General features: G+C 61.3%; 14 protein-coding genes. 6 read left to right on the plus strand and 8 right to left on the minus strand.

Going from position 1 to position 17,415, the window contains the following annotated elements; all coding sequences use genetic code 11:
- Nucleotides 1-78: 78 nt before the first annotated feature.
- The 3 genes from brnQ to EKL15_RS00015 form a co-directional block, all read right to left on the minus strand.
- A complete protein-coding gene (gene brnQ / locus EKL15_RS00005; protein ID WP_203088649.1) occupies nucleotides 79-1,401 on the minus strand; it encodes a branched-chain amino acid transport system II carrier protein in 1,323 nt (440 codons plus the stop codon).
- A gap of 212 nt (nucleotides 1,402-1,613) precedes the next feature.
- Nucleotides 1,614-2,495: a 2OG-Fe dioxygenase family protein gene (locus EKL15_RS00010; protein ID WP_038871106.1), complete on the minus strand. Its 882-nt coding sequence runs from the start codon at nucleotides 2,493-2,495 to the stop codon at nucleotides 1,614-1,616.
- 30 nt (nucleotides 2,496-2,525) lie between these two features.
- On the minus strand, nucleotides 2,526-2,858 hold the full coding sequence (locus EKL15_RS00015; RefSeq protein WP_048234649.1) for a tRNA-binding protein: 333 nt from the start codon (nucleotides 2,856-2,858) through the stop codon (nucleotides 2,526-2,528).
- A 293-nt stretch (nucleotides 2,859-3,151) separates the two neighbouring features.
- Between EKL15_RS00015 and EKL15_RS00020 the strand changes: the two genes are divergently transcribed.
- The 4 genes from EKL15_RS00020 to EKL15_RS00035 all read left to right on the plus strand — a co-directional run bounded on the left by EKL15_RS00020 (nucleotide 3,152) and on the right by EKL15_RS00035 (nucleotide 8,235).
- On the plus strand, nucleotides 3,152-4,069 hold the full coding sequence (locus tag EKL15_RS00020) for a DMT family transporter (protein WP_197783758.1): 918 nt from the start codon (nucleotides 3,152-3,154) through the stop codon (nucleotides 4,067-4,069).
- A 166-nt stretch (nucleotides 4,070-4,235) separates the two neighbouring features.
- Complete coding sequence (locus EKL15_RS00025) at nucleotides 4,236-5,324, plus strand: ABC transporter substrate-binding protein (protein WP_060441366.1); 1,089 nt, start codon at nucleotides 4,236-4,238, stop codon at nucleotides 5,322-5,324.
- 78 nt (nucleotides 5,325-5,402) lie between these two features.
- Nucleotides 5,403-7,172 carry an iron ABC transporter permease gene (locus EKL15_RS00030; protein WP_060422728.1) on the plus strand — a complete coding sequence of 590 codons (1,770 nt, stop codon included), beginning with the start codon at nucleotides 5,403-5,405 and terminating at the stop codon, nucleotides 7,170-7,172.
- A complete protein-coding gene (locus EKL15_RS00035) occupies nucleotides 7,165-8,235 on the plus strand; it encodes an ABC transporter ATP-binding protein (RefSeq protein WP_203088650.1) in 1,071 nt (356 codons plus the stop codon). Before EKL15_RS00030 ends, EKL15_RS00035 begins: the two co-directional genes overlap by 8 nt.
- A 30-nt stretch (nucleotides 8,236-8,265) precedes the next feature.
- On the opposite strand, the gene EKL15_RS00040 is transcribed toward EKL15_RS00035, so the two are convergent.
- From EKL15_RS00040 to EKL15_RS00060, 5 genes are all read right to left on the minus strand, one after another.
- Nucleotides 8,266-9,231 carry a PDR/VanB family oxidoreductase gene (locus EKL15_RS00040; RefSeq protein WP_087763637.1) on the minus strand — a complete coding sequence of 322 codons (966 nt, stop codon included), beginning with the start codon at nucleotides 9,229-9,231 and terminating at the stop codon, nucleotides 8,266-8,268.
- Between the two features lie 41 nt (nucleotides 9,232-9,272).
- Nucleotides 9,273-10,721 carry an NAD-dependent succinate-semialdehyde dehydrogenase gene (locus tag EKL15_RS00045; RefSeq protein ID WP_060422739.1) on the minus strand — a complete coding sequence of 483 codons (1,449 nt, stop codon included), beginning with the start codon at nucleotides 10,719-10,721 and terminating at the stop codon, nucleotides 9,273-9,275.
- Between the two features lie 47 nt (nucleotides 10,722-10,768).
- Entirely contained in the window at nucleotides 10,769-11,893 is a 1,125-nt protein-coding gene (locus EKL15_RS00050; RefSeq protein WP_019455611.1) for an aromatic ring-hydroxylating dioxygenase subunit alpha, read from the minus strand.
- Nucleotides 11,894-11,919: 26 nt separating this feature from the next.
- A complete protein-coding gene (locus EKL15_RS00055) occupies nucleotides 11,920-13,530 on the minus strand; it encodes a BCCT family transporter (protein ID WP_102985217.1) in 1,611 nt (536 codons plus the stop codon).
- Between the two features lie 364 nt (nucleotides 13,531-13,894).
- On the minus strand, nucleotides 13,895-14,980 hold the full coding sequence (locus tag EKL15_RS00060; protein ID WP_100396857.1) for a tartrate dehydrogenase: 1,086 nt from the start codon (nucleotides 14,978-14,980) through the stop codon (nucleotides 13,895-13,897).
- Between the two features lie 82 nt (nucleotides 14,981-15,062).
- On the opposite strand from EKL15_RS00060, the gene EKL15_RS00065 reads away from it, so the two are divergent.
- A complete protein-coding gene (locus tag EKL15_RS00065; protein ID WP_280524769.1) occupies nucleotides 15,063-16,022 on the plus strand; it encodes a LysR substrate-binding domain-containing protein in 960 nt (319 codons plus the stop codon).
- Nucleotides 16,023-16,335: 313 nt separating this feature from the next.
- Entirely contained in the window at nucleotides 16,336-17,352 is a 1,017-nt protein-coding gene (epd, locus tag EKL15_RS00070; protein WP_004931582.1) for an erythrose-4-phosphate dehydrogenase, read from the plus strand.
- Nucleotides 17,353-17,415 lie beyond the last annotated feature (63 nt).

Below are 17,415 nucleotides of genomic sequence, written 5' to 3' on the forward strand. Positions count from 1 at the left end.
CTGAAGTAAGCGGCCTGGCGCAAGCCGATAAAAAAGCCGGTCATCGTGACCGGCTTTTTTTATGGGCGTAACCCGCGCTTACGACGCGACGTTGGCGCTTTCGACGCTGCGCAACCGGTCATAAGCCGCCGCCAGCAACAGCACCAGCAGCGTAGGCTGTAGCCAGACCAGCCCCTGTTCGGCCAGCGGCAGCTTATCGAACCAGGCGGGCAGCAGGCCGCTGAAGCTGGAGGCCTTCAGGCCGTCGGCGAGGCCAAACACCAGGCTGGTGGCGATCACCGGCGCGAAGACGCGCTTGGCGCTGCGCCAGCGGTTCTGGCTGAAGCTGAGCAACACCAGCGCGATGCAGGGCGGATAGATCGCCGTCAGCACCGGTAGCGAGACGCGGATCAGGTTGGCCAGCCCCATGTTGGAGACCAGCATGGCGAAGAGGGCGAGGATAACCACCAGCGTGCGGTAAGAGAGCGGCAGGTAGCGAGAGAAGAAGTCCGCGCAGGCGCAGGTCATGCCGACCGCCGTCACCAGGCAGGCGATGAACATCAGCACTGCCATAAAGACGCTGCCCAGATCGCCGAAGGTGTGTTGCACATAAGCGTGCAGGATTGCCGCGCCATCCTGAGCGCCACTCTCGACCAGGCTGCCGCTGCCGGCGCCGAGTTTGAACATGCAGATATAGACCAGCGTCAGGCCGACGCCGGCGATCAGGCTGGCCCACAGGGTGTAGCGCAGCAGCAGGCCGCTGTCGCTGACGCCGCGCGAGCGGGCGGCGGTGACGATAATCGAGCCAAACATCAGCGCCGACAGCGTGTCCATGGTTTGATAACCCTGCACGAAGCCGGTGGAAAACGCCGATGCCTGATAGCTGCCGACGGCGGAGACCGGTTCACCGGCGGGCCAAACCAGGGCGGCGATGCCGAGCGCGGCCAGCGCCAGGATTTTCAGCGGCGCCAGAATATGGCCGACGTTATCGAGCAACCGGCCGGGATACAGCGAGACGATCATCGCCAGGGTAAAGAACAGCAGGCTGTAGATGAACTGCGGCAGGGTGCCGTCGCCGGTGAAGGGCGCGATGCCGAGGGCGAAAGAGACATTGGCGGTTCGCGGCGTGGCGAACAGCGGGCCGAGCGCCAGATAGCAGACGGTCGCCAACAGCAGGCCGGCGGTGCGGCCGATGGGGCCGGTCAGCAGGCTGATGCTGCCGCCGACGCGCGCCAGCGCGATCACGGCGATCACCGGCAAGGCGACGGCGGTCACCATAAACCCGAGGGCGGCCGGCCACAGATGTTCGCCGGACTGCAGCCCCACCAGCGGGGGGAAAATGATGTTGCCGGCGCCGACAAACAGGGCGAAGGTCATAAAGCCCAGGGCGATAATGTCTTTCGGGGATAAATTCTTGGTCATAACGGTATGGCACTGCCTGTATTCATGAAATAAACGGCCTGCTGCGGAATGGATAACTGCAGAGGGCAGGCGCAGAGGGCAGCGAGCGCCCGCAAAATTTTCGTCCGGCAGGATATAATAATTCGGCGAGAAAAACCTGATTAATCCAGCGCTGTTTATCCTGGCGTGAACCGGCCGCACAGAGGGATCATGGCGGCCGGCCCGGCTGCGCGTTAGCTCGCGCGCGCCACCATGTCTATCGACAGCGGGATTTCGATATGCGGTTTGAAAGAGTCATACGCGAAAGAGACGTGGCCGTCTTCGACCGGTTTGCGGGTGAAAAAGATCAGCATATCGCGGGTCGAATGCCGGCGTTTGTCCTGCGCTTCCACCGGTGAGAGGCTGTGTTTGCGTTCATGATCGACAATCAGCAGGGTATCGAGGAAATGCCGATGCTGTATTTCGCCCAAAATCCATTCTGGCCGGGCCCGATCGAATTTGATCCCGCTGGTTTCGCGCATATCGTGAATAAAGGTCTTGGCGCTGTCGTCGGTCATGTTGTCGCAGCCGAGGAAGGTCGTCATGGTGTGGTCGACGCCGTCGCTGTGCACGCCTTCCAGCGCCGGTTCGCCCAGCATCTGCGGCGTGGTGACGGTGCGCAGGTTGAACACCGTGCAGACGAATTTGTTGATCTCCTGATTAAGCCGGGCGCGCGGCGTCACGCTCACGCCATCGATCACGTAGGCTTTGAATTTCATCAGCGCCTGGAATGCCGTATTCAACTGCAGATCGTCGTTGATGCCGCGGAAGTGGCGCACCTTGCCCGAATCGTAACGGATGAAGTCTTCCTCGACCGAGAGCACGAAAGGCTGGAACTCCAGCCGCTCAATCTGGGCGCGATCGAAGTCGAAACAGAAGCGGCCGTTTCTGGACTTGCGGAAAGGCAGCGTGGGATCGTCCGCCAGATTGCCGCTGACCTGCTGCAGCTTGGCGAAATCTTCCGGCCGCGCGCCCAGCGCCAGCAGGATCGCTTGCATGGTGGCGCCGGGGATAAAGGCTGAACGGTGTTCCTGATACGCCTTCTTAACTTCATCAAGCAGGGATAACTGTCGCATTTCTCGGGGGCCTCACGAATGATGTGGCGATTATAAAATCTTGCTGCCGATCTCCACGTCGAAGTCGGTTTTCAGCAAGACGGTGCCTTGATCCCGGGTGACCGCGGCAAGTACCAGCACTTCGGATTTAAATCCAGCAACCCGCCTGGCGGGGAAATTAACGACGGAGATGACTTTTTTGCCGAGCAGATCATCTTCCTGATAGTTTTCGCATAATTGCGCCGAGCTGTTTTTAATGCCAATTTCTTCGCCGAAATCAATGCGCAGCTTATAGGCGGGCTTTAACGCCTTGTCGTTATATTCCACGGAAATAATTTCGCCAATACGCATATCCAGTTTCATAAAATCAGTGATTTCGGCCATAAGTCAGTCCAGTTAATTAAGTGGCTTCAGGAAGGCTAGCAAAGGGGAATTATTCCGACAACGCCGCCAGGAGGGGAATAGTTATACCGGATGTAGCAATTAATTTACATTGTCGTAACGGGGTGGGATTAATTATAAGCTTGGTGAATTATATAAAATTGAAACGTCATGATTTCCCGCCATTGTGTTCATTACGCAGGCTTGGGGGGGCCGGTGTCGGTGCTGTTAAGCCGGTGTTAAATTGGTTAGTATGTTCCGCATTAACTCATCAGCCGCATTTTTCAGGTAGTGATATGGAAATAACCCAGCGCGAAAAACGCGATCGGCGAAAGGCATTTATCGCGCCGTTTTTCCTGATATTAATTTGGTCGACCGGTTTTATTGCCGCGCGGGCGGTGGCGGATCATGCCGATCCCAACCTTTTCCTGACTTTGCGCTTTTTGATCGCCGCTGCGGTATTCGCCCTGCTGGCGCTGCATTGCGCCTGGCCCAAGGGGCGACAGTTCGTGATGCACCTGCTGACCGGCATGCTGATGAACGGCGTTTATCTCGCCGCAAGCTGGTGGGCGGTGGCGAACGGCCTGGCGGCCGGGGTGATGTCGCTCATTGGCGGATTGCAGCCGCTGTTCACCGCGCTGATTTTCGCGCTGGTGCTGCGCAAATCGATAGGGTTGCGTTCCTGGGCTGGGCTGGCGGTCGGTTTTATCGGTGTTGCGCTGGTGCTCTCCCCTCGGCTGACCGGTATCGACGTCGGCAATATGGCGCTGTTGCCGATTCTGATGGGGTTTGGCAGCATCGTCGCGCTGACGATCGGCATCATGGTGCAGAAGTCTTCGCTGGCGGCGGCCGATCTGCGGGCGACAGGCGCCATTCAGCACCTCGGCGCCGCGATCGTAACCGGCGTGCTGGCGGCCGTGATGGGCTCCGGCGCCTGGGACAATTCGCCGACGCTGTGGTTCTCGCTGCTGTGGTCGGCCGGCGTGTTGTCGCTGGGCGGCACCGCGCTGTTTATCTGGATGGTGCGCCACGGCGATTTGACTCGCATTACCGCGCTGATGCTGCTGGTGCCGCCGGCGGCGGCACTGCAGGCGTACGTGCTGTTTGGCGAGGCGCTGTCGCTGCTGCAGCTGGCAGGATTTGTGCTGACGCTGCTGGGGGTCGCCATCGTACAGCGAATTCGCCTGCTGCGGCGCTCTCGCCTGGCCGAATAGTCTGCAACAGGAAGTGCCGTAAAGCCCGCGCTGCCGGGCTTTTTTATTGGCTGAAAAATGGCCAACCTCACAAAACCGAAAGATAACAAAGCAACGCCGTTGCCTCGTCACACTTATTAACTATATGTTAATTTTTGGTTTATTAAATGTGATCAGGGGATGGATGATGATGAAAAAAATCAGCGCTACCGTAGCTGCAATCACCTTACTGGGCTCCGTTTCCGCCTATGCAGCCTTCCCGGCGGGCTACCCCGCCGACTATCAGAAACGGGTCGACGGCGCGAAGAAAGAAGGCAAGGTGGTGATTTACTCGACCACCGACACCAAGGCGGCGGCGCCGCTGATCCAGGGGTTCGAGGCGTTGTATCCGGGCATTAAGGTGGAATACAACGACATGAACAGTACCGAACTGTATAACCGCTTCATCAGCGAGCAGGCGGCCGGCGGCACCAGCGGCGACGTGGTGTGGAGCTCGTCGATGGACACCATTTTGAAACTGGCGGGCGATTACGCACAGGAATACGCCTCCCCCGAGCAGGCTCAGCTGCCGAAATGGGCGGTATGGCAAGATAAGGTGTATGGCACCACCTATGAGCCGGTGGTGTTTATCTATAACAAACGCCTGATCCCGCAAGGCGATGTGCCGGATTCGCACGCGGCGCTGGCTAAACTGATCGCCGGCCAGACGGACAAATTCAAGAAGAAAGTCACCACGTACGACATCGAAAAATCTGGCGTCGGCTTCATGCTGTCGGTGCAGGACTTCAAGGCCGATCCTAACTACTTCAAAACGCTGGCCGACGTGGCCAAGGGCGGGCTGGCGGTACAATCCTCCACCGGCACCATGATGGAGCGCGTCTCCTCCGGTGAAAACCTGATCGGCTTCAATATCCTCGGTTCGTACGCCGAGGCCCGCGCCAAGAGCGATCCGTCGCTCGGCATCGTCTATCCGAAAGACTATACCCTGGTGCTGTCGCGCGTGAGCTTCATCAGCAAAGAGGCCGGCAACCCTAACGCCGCCAAGCTGTGGTTCGACTACGTGCTGTCGGAAAAAGGGCAAAATATTCTCGCCAATCAGGCGGATATCCCCTCGATCCGCAACGACATCGAAGGCAAGAACGACATTGACGGCATGACCAAGCTGCTGGGCAACGCGCTCAAGCCGATCCCGGTCGACGATAGCCTGCTGGAATACCTGCAGCCGGCCAAACGCCTCGACTACATCAAACAATGGCGCGCCGCTGCGGCGAAATAACAGGGACTGCATTCGGACGCGCGTCTGCCTTAGAGGCGCGCGCCCTTTGGTCGGCGTTTACAACCATAGGGAGCATTTATGCAAGCATGGCGCAGAAAGTGGCAGAGCCTGCCGCGCGGCCTGGTGGTGTTGATAACCGCACTGGTTATCTATGTCCCCCTGTCGTTTATCATCATTCAAAGCTTCCTCTCGGCACCGTTCTTCTCTCCCTCCAAGGTCTTCAGCCTGGAGGCCTTCGAGTTCATCTTTACCGATCCGGATTTCTATAAGGCGCTGAAGAGCGGCTTTATTCTGGCATTCGGGCTGGTGATCATCGCCATCCCGCTCGGCGGGATTTTGGCCTTCCTGATGGTGCGCACCGATCTGCCGGGGCGGCGGATCATCGAGCCGCTGATTCTGGTGCCGATCTTCGTGTCGCCGATGGTGCTGGGCTTCGGCTACGTGGTGGCGGCGGGGCCGGTGGGCTTCTTCTCGCTGTGGGCGGAGGCGCTGCTGGGCTTCGTGCCGTGGAATATCTATTCGATGGCCAGCATCGTGGTGATTGCCGGATTGACGCACGTGCCCCACGCGTATCTGTATATCTCCTCGGCGCTGCGCAGCGTGGGCTCCGACGTTGAAGAAGCGGCGCGCACCGCCGGCGCCACGCCGCTGCAGGTCATGACCGCCGTCAGTCTGCCGATGGTGCGGCCGTCTATCCTGTATGCCGGAGTGCTGCTGTTCTTCCTCGGGCTGGAAGTGTTCGGCCTGATGCTGGTGCTGGGGGACCCAGAGGGCAACCTGGTGCTGGCGACCTACCTGTACCAGTTGACCAACAAGCTGGGCACGCCGTCTTACCACCTGATGGCGGCGGTGGCGGTGGTGCTGATCTGCATCACCATTCCGCTGGTGATGCTGCAGCGCCGGCTGATGCGCACCGCCAACCGTTTCGTCACCGTCAAGGGCAAAGCCTCGCAGGCCCGTGCGCTGCCGCTGGGCAAATGGCGCTGGGTGGCCGGCGCGGTGGTGGTGTTTTGGCTGACCGTCACCATCGGCGTGCCGCTGATCGGCGTGGTGCTGCGCGCCTTTATCTCCAACTGGGGCGTGGGCGTGTCTGTTTGGGACGAGCTGTCGATCAACACCTTCCGCACCATCTGGGCGCAGCCCAACCTGCTGCGCGCCATCGTCAACTCAATGGCGATTGGGGTGATCGGCGGGGCGTTGGCGGTGGCGTGCTACCTGTTTATCGGCATCGCCATGCACCGCAAGCCGGATGGCGCCACGCGCTTCCTCGACTACAGCGTGCTGGTGCCGCGTGCGGTGCCGGGGCTGCTGGCCGGCCTGGCATTCCTGTGGGTGTTTCTGTTCCTGCCGATGTGGCTGGACAAATCGCTCAAGGAGGGCTGGCTGTCGGCGCTGCCGATGGCCGAGTGGCTGCGTGCTAACTGGATTGTCTGGCTGCGTTCGCTGCGCAGCACCATCTTCAGCGTCTGGCTGGCGTACACCGTGGTGTGGATGGCTTACGGCCTGCGGCTGATCTCTTCCACGCTGCTGCAGGTGGGGCCGGAGCTGGAGGAGGCGGCGCGCAGCGCCGGCGCCAGCCGCGGCCAGGTCACCCGTCACGTCACCATTCCGCTGTCGCGCTACGGCCTGATCGGCTCTTGGCTGCTGATGTTCCTGATCTTTGAGCGCGAATATTCTACCGGGGTGTATCTGCTGTCTCCGGGCACGGAAACCATCGGCTCGATGCTGGTTTCCCTGTGGGCCGCGGGCGCTATCGATATCGTCGCCGCGCTGTCGTTCATCAATATCCTGCTGGTGGTGCTGGGGTTGGGGATCGCCTTGCGCTTTGGAGTGAAATTACATGATTGAACTTTCGGTAGAGAATCTGCATTTGACCTATGGCGACAACCCGGTGCTGAAAGGGGTGTCGATGGAGCTGAAACGGGGCGAAGTGGTCTCGCTGCTGGGCCCGTCGGGCAGCGGCAAAACCACGCTGCTGCGGGCGGTGGCCGGGCTGGAGAAACCGAGCCAGGGCCGAATCGTCATCGGCAATAATGCGGTGTACAACGGCAGCGCGCGCAGCGAAATTCCCGCCGAAGAGCGCAATCTGGGGCTGGTGTTTCAGTCCTATGCGCTGTGGCCGCATAAAACGGTGTTTGAGAACGTCGCTTACCCGCTGAAGCTGCGTAAGATCGCCTCGGCGGAAATCACCCAGCGGGTGCAGGCGGTGCTGGATCAGCTCGGGTTGGGGCATCTGGCCAAGCGCCATCCGCACCAGCTTTCCGGCGGCCAGCAGCAGCGCGTGGCGATTGGGCGTGCGCTGGTCTACAACCCGCCGGTGATCCTGCTGGACGAGCCGCTGTCCAACCTTGACGCCAAGCTGCGCGAAGAGGCGCGGGTATTCCTGCGCGAGTTGATCATCAAGCTTGGCCTGTCGGCGCTGATGGTGACCCACGATCAGAACGAGGCGATGGCCATCTCCGATCGCATCCTGCTGCTCAATAACGGCAAAATCGAACAGCAGGGTACGCCGCAGGAGATGTACGGTTCACCCACTACGCTGTTCACCGCTGAGTTCATGGGCAGCAACAACCGCTTGCCGGGCAAGATCGTGGCGCTGGAAGGCGATCGGGCGCGCATCGAAGGCAAGGACTGGGCGCTGTGGGGCAAAGCGGGCGAAGGCGTGCAGGTTGGCCAGGAGGGCTCGGCGGTGATCCGCGTAGAAAGCGTGCGGTTGGGCGAAGATCCGCAGGGCAACCAGCTTGAGCTGCCGCTGTTGACCAGCATGTACCTCGGCGATCGTTGGGAATACCTGTTCCGCACCGTGGCCGAGGATTTCGTGGTGCGCGCCTATGGCCACGAAGCGCGCGATCGGGCGCTGTGCCGGCTCTCCCTGCCGGCCGAGCATCTGTGGATATTCCCGAAAGCCTAATCACGACGCCCGCAGGCGCGGGCGTTCCGTTTACAGATCCAGCACCAGCCGGTTGCCTTTGGCGCGCGAGCAGCAGATCAACAGGGTTTGCTGCGCCGCGCGCTCTTCGTCACTGAGATACTGATCGCGGTGATCGGCTTCCCCCTCGACGATGCGGGTTTCGCAGGTGCCGCAAATGCCTTCGCGGCACAGGCACTCGACCTTGGCCGCCTTGCTGTTTTCCAGCGCCTGCAGGATGGTCATGTCTTCCGCCACTTCAAGCTCAATACCTGAGCGGGCCAGCACCAGCGTAAAGGCGCCGCCCGCCGTGTCTTCGGCGGCAAAGGCTTCGCTGTGCAAGCGACCGGGGGCGATGCCCAGTTCGGCGGCGGTCCGGTACACCGCTTCGTTCAGCACCGCCGGGCCGCAGACGTAGATATGGGCGCCGGGCTCCACGTCGGCCAGCGTGCGTGCCAGATCCAACCGGCCGTTAAGGCTGGAGACATGGCAACTGACGTTGTCGGTGAACGGCGCTTGCGTCAGCTGCTGCTGGAAGGCGTTGTGTTCCTCGCTGTGGAAGCAGTAGTGCAGATGATAGCGTTGCCCGCTGCGCTGCAGCTCGTGCAGATGGGCCATAAACGGCGTGATGCCGATGCCGCCGGCGATCAGCACGTGATGCTGCGCCTCTGGCGCCAGCGCGAACAGGTTATTGGGGGTGCTGATGGTCAGCGTATCGCCGATCGCCAGCCGATCGTGCATGAAGTCGGAACCGCCTTTGGAAGGGGACTCACGGCGCACGGCGATCTGGTAACGGTCGAGCTCGAACGGTGAGCTCAGCAGCGAATAGGCATTGCTGTAACGCTGCTCGCCGTCCTGCATTTGCACGATGATGTGGCTGCCGCCGCTGAAGGCGGGCAGCGGCCGGCCTTGCGGATCCGCCAGGGTAAAGCGCTTGACCTGTGCGGTGACGGGTTCGATGTCGACGACGCGAACATCAAGCATCTGATAGCTGGTCATTCATTGGCTCCAAAGCGCGGGCGTCCCCGCGCATGAAAAAGTTATACCGCCTGGCACAGGTATTTGAGCTCCAGATAGTCTTCGATGCCGTATTCGGAGCCTTCACGCCCCAGACCCGACTGCTTCACCCCGCCGAACGGGGCTACCTCGTTGGAGATAAGGCCGGTATTAATGCCGACCATGCCGTACTCCAGCCGCTCCGAAACGCGCCAGATGCGCGCCGCATCGCGGGTATAGAAGTAGGCGGCCAAGCCGTAAATGGTGTCGTTGGCCTGGCGGATCGCCTCGGCTTCGTCATCGAACACCACCAGCGGCGCGACCGGGCCAAAGATCTCTTCTTCCAGCAGCAGCGAGCCAGGCTGCACGTCGCCCAGCACCGTTGGCGTGAAGAAATTGCCGCCCAGCGCGTGCGGCGTGGCGCCGGTCAGCACCTGAGCGCCTTTGCTCAGCGCGTCATCGAGCAGTTCCAGCACCTTGTCGCGCGCCTTGCGGTTGATCAGCGGGCCGATCTGCACGCCGGGTTCGAAGCCGTTGCCGACCTGCAGCGCCGCCACGCGGGCGACAAACTTCTCGGCGAACTGTGGGTAAACGCCGCGCTGCACATAGAACCGATTGACGCAAACGCAGGTCTGCCCGGCGTTGCGGTATTTGGCGATCAGCGCGCCTTCCACCGCGGCATCGATGTCCGCATCGTCAAACACGATGAACGGCGCATTGCCGCCCAGCTCCAGCGACACTTTCTTGATGGTGTCCGAGCTCTGGCGCATCAGCAGCCTGCCCACCGGCGTGGAGCCGGTAAAGCTCAGCTTGCGCACCTGCGGGTGGCCGGTCAGCTCGGCGCCGATCGCCTGCGAGTTGCCGGTCACCACGTTGAACACCCCGGCGGGAATGCCGGCGCGCTCGGCCAGCTCGGCCATCGCCAGCGCCGAGTAAGGGGTTTCGTTGGCGGGTTTGACCACCAGCGTGCAGCCGGCCGCCAGCGCCGGCGCGGCCTTGCGGGTGATCATCGCCGCCGGGAAGTTCCAGGGCGTGATCGCAGCGCACACGCCGATGCCCTGCTTCAGCACCATCAGGCGTTTATCGCCGCTCGGCGAGGGAATGATGTCGCCATTGGTGCGCTTGGCCTGTTCGGCGAACCATTCGATAAAGGAAGCGGCGTAGCGGATCTCGCCCAGCGACTCCGCCAGCGGCTTGCCTTGCTCCAGCGTCATCAGGCTGGCCAGATCCTGCTGGTGTTCCAGCATCAGTTCGAACCAGCGGCGCAGCAGCTGCGCGCGTTGCTGTGCCGGCAGCGCGCGCCAGCCTTCCAGCGCCTGCTGGGCGGCGTCGATCGCCCGTTGGGTTTCGGCCGTCGCCATGTTGGGCACGCTGCCGATGAGTTGGCCGGTGGCGGGATCGCTCACCGGCAGGGTTTCCTGGTTGTCGGCATCGCGCCATTGCCCGTTGATGTAGGCCTGTTGGCGGAATAGCGCCCGATCGGAAATATTCACAAAGAACCTCACAAGTCAGGGGGAGGGGGCCCGTGGGCCCCGTCGCATCAGGGTTGATAAACCTGCGCCAGCAGGTTGTGGAAGTGGGCGATGCCGTGTTCGCTGACGCCGCTGCCGGCGCCGTCGGCCATGATGCGCCCCTGGCCGCGATAGCCGCGCGATTTGAGGCCTTTTTGCACGCTCTCCACCAGCCGCAAATCTTCCGGGCGGAACACGTCGCGGTACCAGTCGATCAGTTTGAGCTGCTCGTCGCTCAAATCGGCGTTGGTGAAGTAGATGTCGTAGTGCTGCAGGGTGGTTTCTGCATCGACCGGGAATTCATAGATCACCGTCATCATGCCTTCCAGCGGCGGCATGTTGAACATGGTGCACGGCCACAGCCAAATGCCGTGGAAGCTGGCTTCTTTTCCCTCTTCAAACTTGAACGACTGCTCGGAAGGGCGGGCGTAGCCGAACTGCAGCGTCCAGTTGCCGTGCAGGGTGTGCCAGTAGCGGTCGACCTGCACCGAGTCGGCGAAGCCGGGGTGCGCCGGGCCGCAGTGGTAGCACTCGAGATAGTTGTCGACGATGTTCTTCCAGTTGGCCGGGGTACGGGTGACGAAGCGCGCCGCCAGCTTGAGATCGTCGACCTGTGGGCAGGCTTCGCGCACTTTGGCGCCGAGGCCCGGCAGCTGGTCTTCCACCGTGCCGGCCTGCGAGTCCAGATTGACGTAAATAAACCCGGCGTACTCTTCGACCCGCACCGGCATCAGGTGCGAGTTTTCCTTATCGAAGTTCTGCACGTTTTCGCAGTTGCGCGCGTGTGCCAGTTCGCCGTCCAGCTTGAACGCCCAGGCGTGATAAGGGCAGGTGATGACGTTTTTCGCCCGGCCGTCGCCCGCCAGCAGCTGGTGGCCGCGGTGTGGGCAGACGTTGTAAAAGGCGCGCAGCACTTTGTCGCGGCCACGCACCACCAGAATGTTTTCACCGATGATCTCGCGGGTGATGTAGTCGTTCGGTTCGGCGAGCTCGCTGCGGTGCGCCACGCAAATCCAGCTGGTGGCGAACACCTGCTCTTTTTCGTGCTCGAACGCCGCCTGGTGGGTATAGAACCGGGCCGGAATGGTGTAAGCCTCGCGGGCGTCGGCGCAGAAATCTTTCGGTAAGGTAAATTCAGGGATCAGAGTGCTCATAAGTTAACCTTCCTCTTTTCTTATTGTCATTTCGCCATAGGGCGCGGTTGATACGACGATGGAGCGGAGAGTTCGGCGGCCGGCGGCGCCTCGGGCAGCGCCGGCGCGCTGCTTTCGATCAGGTGAGCCGGAATGGCCGCGTAGTCCTGCTTCAGCCAGCGGGCGAAGCCGTAGGTTTTCACCAGCAGCACCAGCAGGAACGGCAGCGCGGTCAGGATCACCGTGGTTTTCATGGTGTCCAGCGAGGCGCCGGTGAACAGGATCGACAGCGGGATCAGGGTGATCACCACGCACCAGAACAGGCGCAGCATCGGGCTGGGATCTTGCCCCTCCTGCAGGTTGCGGGTGCTGGTGGCGGCCATGGTGTAGGCCACCGCGTCCATGTGCGAGGCCAGGAAAATGATCATGATGAACAGATAGGCGGCCAGGAACAGCTTGCCGAGCGGCAGCGCCGTCAGCAGCATCTGCACGGCGGTTTCGCCGCCCTGGGTGCTGAGGATCTCCGGCACGTTGAGCTGCCCGCTGATGAACTGGTGCATGGCGTAGCTTTCCAGCGAGCCGAAGAAGAACCAGCAGCCGAGGGTGCTGCCGAGCAACAGCGCCCAGATCACCTCTTTAATCTTGCGGCCGCGCGAGACGCGGGTGACGAACATCGCCACGCCCGGGGTGTAAGAGATCCACCACAGCCAGTAGAACACCGTCCAGCTGCGGCTGAAGCTGCCGTCGCCCATCGGATCGGTGAACAGGCTCATCTGCAGGAAGTTTTGCGCCGTCAGGCCGATGGCGTTGATGGTGTTGTTGATGGTGAACTCGGTGGGGCCGACCAGCAGCACCAGCCCGGCGAAGGCGAATGCTCCCCAGCCGACCATTTTGCTCAGGCGCTGCATGCCGCCGTCGATGCCGATGTAGGAGCTGAGGCAGAAAATCACCGCCGCCAGCAGGATCACCGTCGCCTGCACCACGAAATTGTCGGGGATGCCGGTCAGCGCCGTCAGCCCGCGAGTAAAGGTGGAGGCGGTCAGCACCAGCGAAATGGTGAGGGCGCCGACGGTGGCGACCAGGAAAATCAGATCCACCATCCGCCCGATCGGGCCGTTGGCGCGCACGCCGGTGATGGCGGAAATGATCCCCGACAGGCTGAGTCCTTTGTTCTTACGCACGTGGAAGTGGTAGGCCATGATCAGCGAGGCGAGGGCGTAGGTTGCCCAGGCGCTCAGGCCCCAGTGGAAGAAGGAGTAGCTGATGCTGTATTCCAGCGCCTTTGGGGTGCGCGGCGCGATGTTCAGCCCTGGCGTCTGGTAGTAATACGCCCACTCCATTACCCCCCAATACAGGGTGGACGAGCCGAGGCCGGCGCAGATGAACATGAACAGCCAGGCCAGCGTGGAGTATTGCGGTTTGCCTTCGCCGAGGCGGATGTTGCCGTATTTGCTCAACGCCAGATACAGCACCACCAGCAGGGCGATCAGCACCAGGATTTGAATGGTTGAACCGAACAGCCGGGTGACGCCGTTGAAAATGGTGTTGGCGATAAGCGCGGATTGAGCCGGAAAGAGCATCAGGCAAATGGCGATCAGCGCAATACTGCACAAGCTGATGGCGATGAGCGTGACATCCTTTTTAGGGGTGCTCTGCATGGGAGTGAACTCCTGTTATCGGTGGTGGGCCGGTGCGCGAAGCGTAGGGTGCGCCCGGGCCTTATTGGTTTGAACCCTTTGTTTTGTTACACCGCGAGGAGCAAACGCCCCGGCAAAACGCCGCCGAGAATATTTACTCTTCATTAACATTTTCGAGTGTGCACAAATTACAGGAGGGCCACAATTGGGGCATCTGTAAAAGGATAAAACACAGTATGTAAACAATTTGTTGTGATCTTGGCCGGGGTATTGGCGTGCTTTCTGCGGTGGTTTTCAGCGGATTTGCGGCGGCGATCGAAGCGGAAAAACGGACGTGGCAAAGCAGGGCGCGAAAGGGCGCCCTGCGCAGGAAAACCGGTGATGCTTAGCGTTGCAGCAGGGCGGCGATCGCCTGGCCAACTTGCTGGGTGGAGGCATCGCCGCGCATGTCCGGCGTGCGCGGCCCGTCGGCGATGATGCGCTCGATCGCCTGCAGGATGCCGTCGTGCGCCTGGCGGTAACGGGCATCGCCGTCGCCGAGGAAATCCAGCATCATCGCGCCGCTCCAGATCATGGCGATCGGGTTGGCGATGTTCTTGCCGAAAATGTCCGGCGCCGAGCCGTGTACCGGTTCGAACAGCGACGGGAAGTTGCGCTCCGGGTTCAGGTTGGCCGACGGCGCAATGCCGATGGTGCCGGTGCAGGCCGGGCCGAGATCCGACAAAATATCGCCGAACAGGTTGGAGGCCACCACCACATCGAAGCGTTCGGGGTTCAGCACGAAGCGCGCGCACAGAATATCGATGTGCTGTTTGTCCCAGCCGATATCAGGGTACTGGCGCGCCATCTCCGCCACGCGCTCATCCCAGTACGGCATGCTGATGGCCATGCCGTTGGACTTGGTGGCGGCGGTCAGGCGTTTGCGCGGGCGCTGCTGCGCCAGCTCGAAGGCGTATTTCAGAATGCGGTCCACGCCCTGACGGGTGAAGACCGATTCCTGGATCACCATCTCGCGTTCGGTGCCTTCGAACATCCGCCCGCCGAGCGAAGAGTATTCCCCTTCGGTATTTTCGCGCACCACGTAGAAATCGATGTCGCCCGGCTGCTTGTTCGCCAGCGGGCAGGGCACGCCGGGAAACAGCCGCACCGGGCGCAGGTTGACGTACTGCTCGAAGTCGCGGCGGAATTTCAGCAGCGAACCCCACAGCGAAATGTGATCGGGCACCGTATCCGGCCAGCCGACGGCGCCGAAATAGATGGCGTCGAAGCCCTTGAGCTGCTCAAACCAATCGTCAGGCATCATCTGGCCGTGGTGCTGGTAGTAGTCGCAGCTGGCCCACTCGAAGGTGTTGAATTCCAGCGACAGATCCCAGCGCGCCGCCGCCGCCTGCAATACCCGTATGCCTTCCGGCAACACTTCCCGCCCGATACCGTCCCCGGGGATAGCGGCAATCTTGTAATTTTTGCTCATACAGAGGTCTCATTTGTAGGTAGGGGAGATTGACAACACTGTTATCCTATAATTGACTAACTGTTAATCAATCTCGAAAACGGTGAAACATAAAACACGAATCATGAACAATATGCCGATCCTGAGTGACCTGCGGGTGTTCGTGCTGGTGGCGCGCCGCGCCGGGTTTGCCGCCGCCGCCGAAGAGCTGGGCGTGTCGCCGGCCTTTATCAGCAAACGCATCGCGTTGCTGGAAAAGGCGCTGGACGTGTCGCTGCTGCACCGCACCACGCGGCGGGTGGCGATCACCGAGGACGGCGAGCGCATCTACGAATGGGCGCAGCGCATTCTCAACGATGTCGATCAGATGATGGACGAACTGTCCGAGGTGCGTCAGGCGCCGCAGGGCATGCTGCGCGTGGTCAGCAGCTTCGGCTTCGGCCGGCGCTTCGTGGCCCCGGCGCTGTCGGCGCTGGCGCGGGAGTATCCGCAGCTGGAGCTGCGGCTTGACGTGTCCGATCGGTTGGTGGATCTGGTCAGCGAAGGGTTCGATCTGGATATCCGCATCGGCGACGATATCGCCCCTAATCTGATCGCGCGCAAGCTGGCGGACAACCAGCGCATCCTGTGCGCTTCGCCGGCGTATCTGCAGCGCCACGGCGTGCCGAAAAGCGTGGCGGAGCTGGCGGGCCGCGCTTGCCTGGTGATCAAGGAGCGCGATCACCCGTTCGGGCTGTGGCGGCTGCAGGGGCCGGGCGGCGAAGAGACGGTGAAGGTGACGGGGGCGCTGGCGTCGAACCACGGCGAAATCGTGCACCAGTGGTGCCTGGACGGGCAGGGCGTTGCGCTGCGTTCCGCCTGGGACGTGAAAGAGAACATCGACAGCGGCAGGTTGGTGCACATTCTGCCGGAGTATTTTCAGCCGGCCAACATCTGGGCGGTGTACGTTTCCCGGCTGGCAACGTCGGCGAAAGTGCGGGTGACGGTCGAATTTTTGCGCGACTATTTCCGTGAGCACTATGGCGAAACGGGGGCGGCGAGTGAAAATTCGCCGCGGCCTTGAGGCCAAAAATGTGCGCCAGATCATCTTATGCTCGTAAAACTCCCCTCCGTTACTTGTGGAACTGTTGCACCTGTTCCTTTTGCCAAAACTTTGGTTTATGCTCAGCTGAAGCGTTTCAGTTGAAGCACTCTTCGACAGAAATGCCGATGTGACGGCGGCGAAAAGCCGCTGAAGCGCGGGAATAATGCAAACGCGGCGATTCACAGCGGGCGGTGCGATCCACTACTCTATGCGGGTTAGTGAGACAACCAGTCAGCGCCGGCCCGGCGCCGGTGAGTCAGCCCGGCGGGGACGGCCCTTTTTCAGGAGCAGCATGACCATCCGCATAGCGATAAACGGCTTTGGCCGCATCGGCCGCAGCGTATTGCGCGCACTGTACGAATCGGGACGACGGGCGGAAATCTCCGTGGTGGCGATCAACGAGCTGGCGAACGCCGAAGGCATGGCCCATCTGTTGAAGTACGATTCCAGCCACGGCCGCTTTGCGTGGGATGTGCGGCAAGAGTGCGACACGCTGAGCGTCGGGGACGACGCGATTCGCCTGTTGCACCAGCCGGCGGTGGAGCAGTTGCCCTGGGGCGAGCTGGGCGTCGACGTGGTGCTGGACTGCAGCGGCGTGTACGGCAGCCGGGCGGATGGCGAAGCCCATCTGGCGGCGGGGGCGAAGAAAGTGCTGTTCGCCCATCCGGGCGGCAACGATCTGGACGCTACCATCGTGTTCGGCGTCAACCATCAGACGCTGTTGGCGGAACATCGCATCGTGTCCAACGCCTCGTGCACCACCAACTGCATTATTCCGGTGATCAAGCTGCTGGACGACGCCTACAGCATCGAATCCGGCACCGTGACCACCATTCACTCGGCGATGAACGATCAGCCGGTGATCGACGCGTATCACGCGGATTTGCGGCGCACCCGTGCGGCGAGCCAGTCGATCATTCCGGTCGATACCAAGCTGGCTGCGGGCATCACCCGTATCTTCCCGCAGTTTTGCGATCGCTTCGAGGCTATCTCGGTGCGCGTGCCGACCATCAACGTGACGGCTATCGATCTTAGCGTCAGCGTGAGCGCCGCGGTGAAGGTGGCGGAGGTCAACCAGCTGTTGCAAAAGGCCGCACGGGAGTCATTTCGTGGTATAGTTGACTACACGGAATTACCATTGGTCTCGATCGATTTTAACCATGACCCGCACAGCGCTATCGTCGACGGTACGCAGACCCGGGTCAGCGGGCAGCACCTGATAAAGACCTTGGTCTGGTGCGACAATGAATGGGGCTTTGCCAATCGGATGTTGGATACCACACGGGCAATGGCCGCCAGCGGTTTCTAGTACGGCGGCGCCGGCGTGACAGGCGCGCTGCTCAGGCAATTTTATAGAGATTCAATAAAGAGG

This window comes from Serratia sp. 4542, assembly GCF_016805595.1.
Lineage (GTDB): Bacteria > Pseudomonadota > Gammaproteobacteria > Enterobacterales > Enterobacteriaceae > Serratia > Serratia nevei.

Excerpts from the sequence above, each read along its gene's own strand:
- EKL15_RS00010 (WP_038871106.1), bottom strand. The coding sequence starts at position 2,495 with ATGCGACAGTTATCCCTGCTTGATGAAGTTAAGAAGGCGTATCAGGAA.
- brnQ (WP_203088649.1), bottom strand. The coding sequence starts at position 1,401 with ATGACCAAGAATTTATCCCCGAAAGACATTATCGCCCTGGGCTTTATG.
- EKL15_RS00040 (WP_087763637.1), bottom strand. The coding sequence starts at position 9,231 with ATGACCAGCTATCAGATGCTTGATGTTCGCGTCGTCGACATCGAACCC.
- epd (WP_004931582.1), top strand. The coding sequence starts at position 16,336 with ATGACCATCCGCATAGCGATAAACGGCTTTGGCCGCATCGGCCGCAGC.
- EKL15_RS00060 (WP_100396857.1), bottom strand. The coding sequence starts at position 14,980 with ATGAGCAAAAATTACAAGATTGCCGCTATCCCCGGGGACGGTATCGGG.
- EKL15_RS00025 (WP_060441366.1), top strand. The coding sequence starts at position 4,236 with ATGATGAAAAAAATCAGCGCTACCGTAGCTGCAATCACCTTACTGGGC.
- EKL15_RS00020 (WP_197783758.1), top strand. The coding sequence starts at position 3,152 with ATGGAAATAACCCAGCGCGAAAAACGCGATCGGCGAAAGGCATTTATC.
- EKL15_RS00055 (WP_102985217.1), bottom strand. The coding sequence starts at position 13,530 with ATGCAGAGCACCCCTAAAAAGGATGTCACGCTCATCGCCATCAGCTTG.
- EKL15_RS00050 (WP_019455611.1), bottom strand. The coding sequence starts at position 11,893 with ATGAGCACTCTGATCCCTGAATTTACCTTACCGAAAGATTTCTGCGCC.
- EKL15_RS00030 (WP_060422728.1), top strand. The coding sequence starts at position 5,403 with ATGCAAGCATGGCGCAGAAAGTGGCAGAGCCTGCCGCGCGGCCTGGTG.
- EKL15_RS00035 (WP_203088650.1), top strand. The coding sequence starts at position 7,165 with ATGATTGAACTTTCGGTAGAGAATCTGCATTTGACCTATGGCGACAAC.
- EKL15_RS00015 (WP_048234649.1), bottom strand. The coding sequence starts at position 2,858 with ATGGCCGAAATCACTGATTTTATGAAACTGGATATGCGTATTGGCGAA.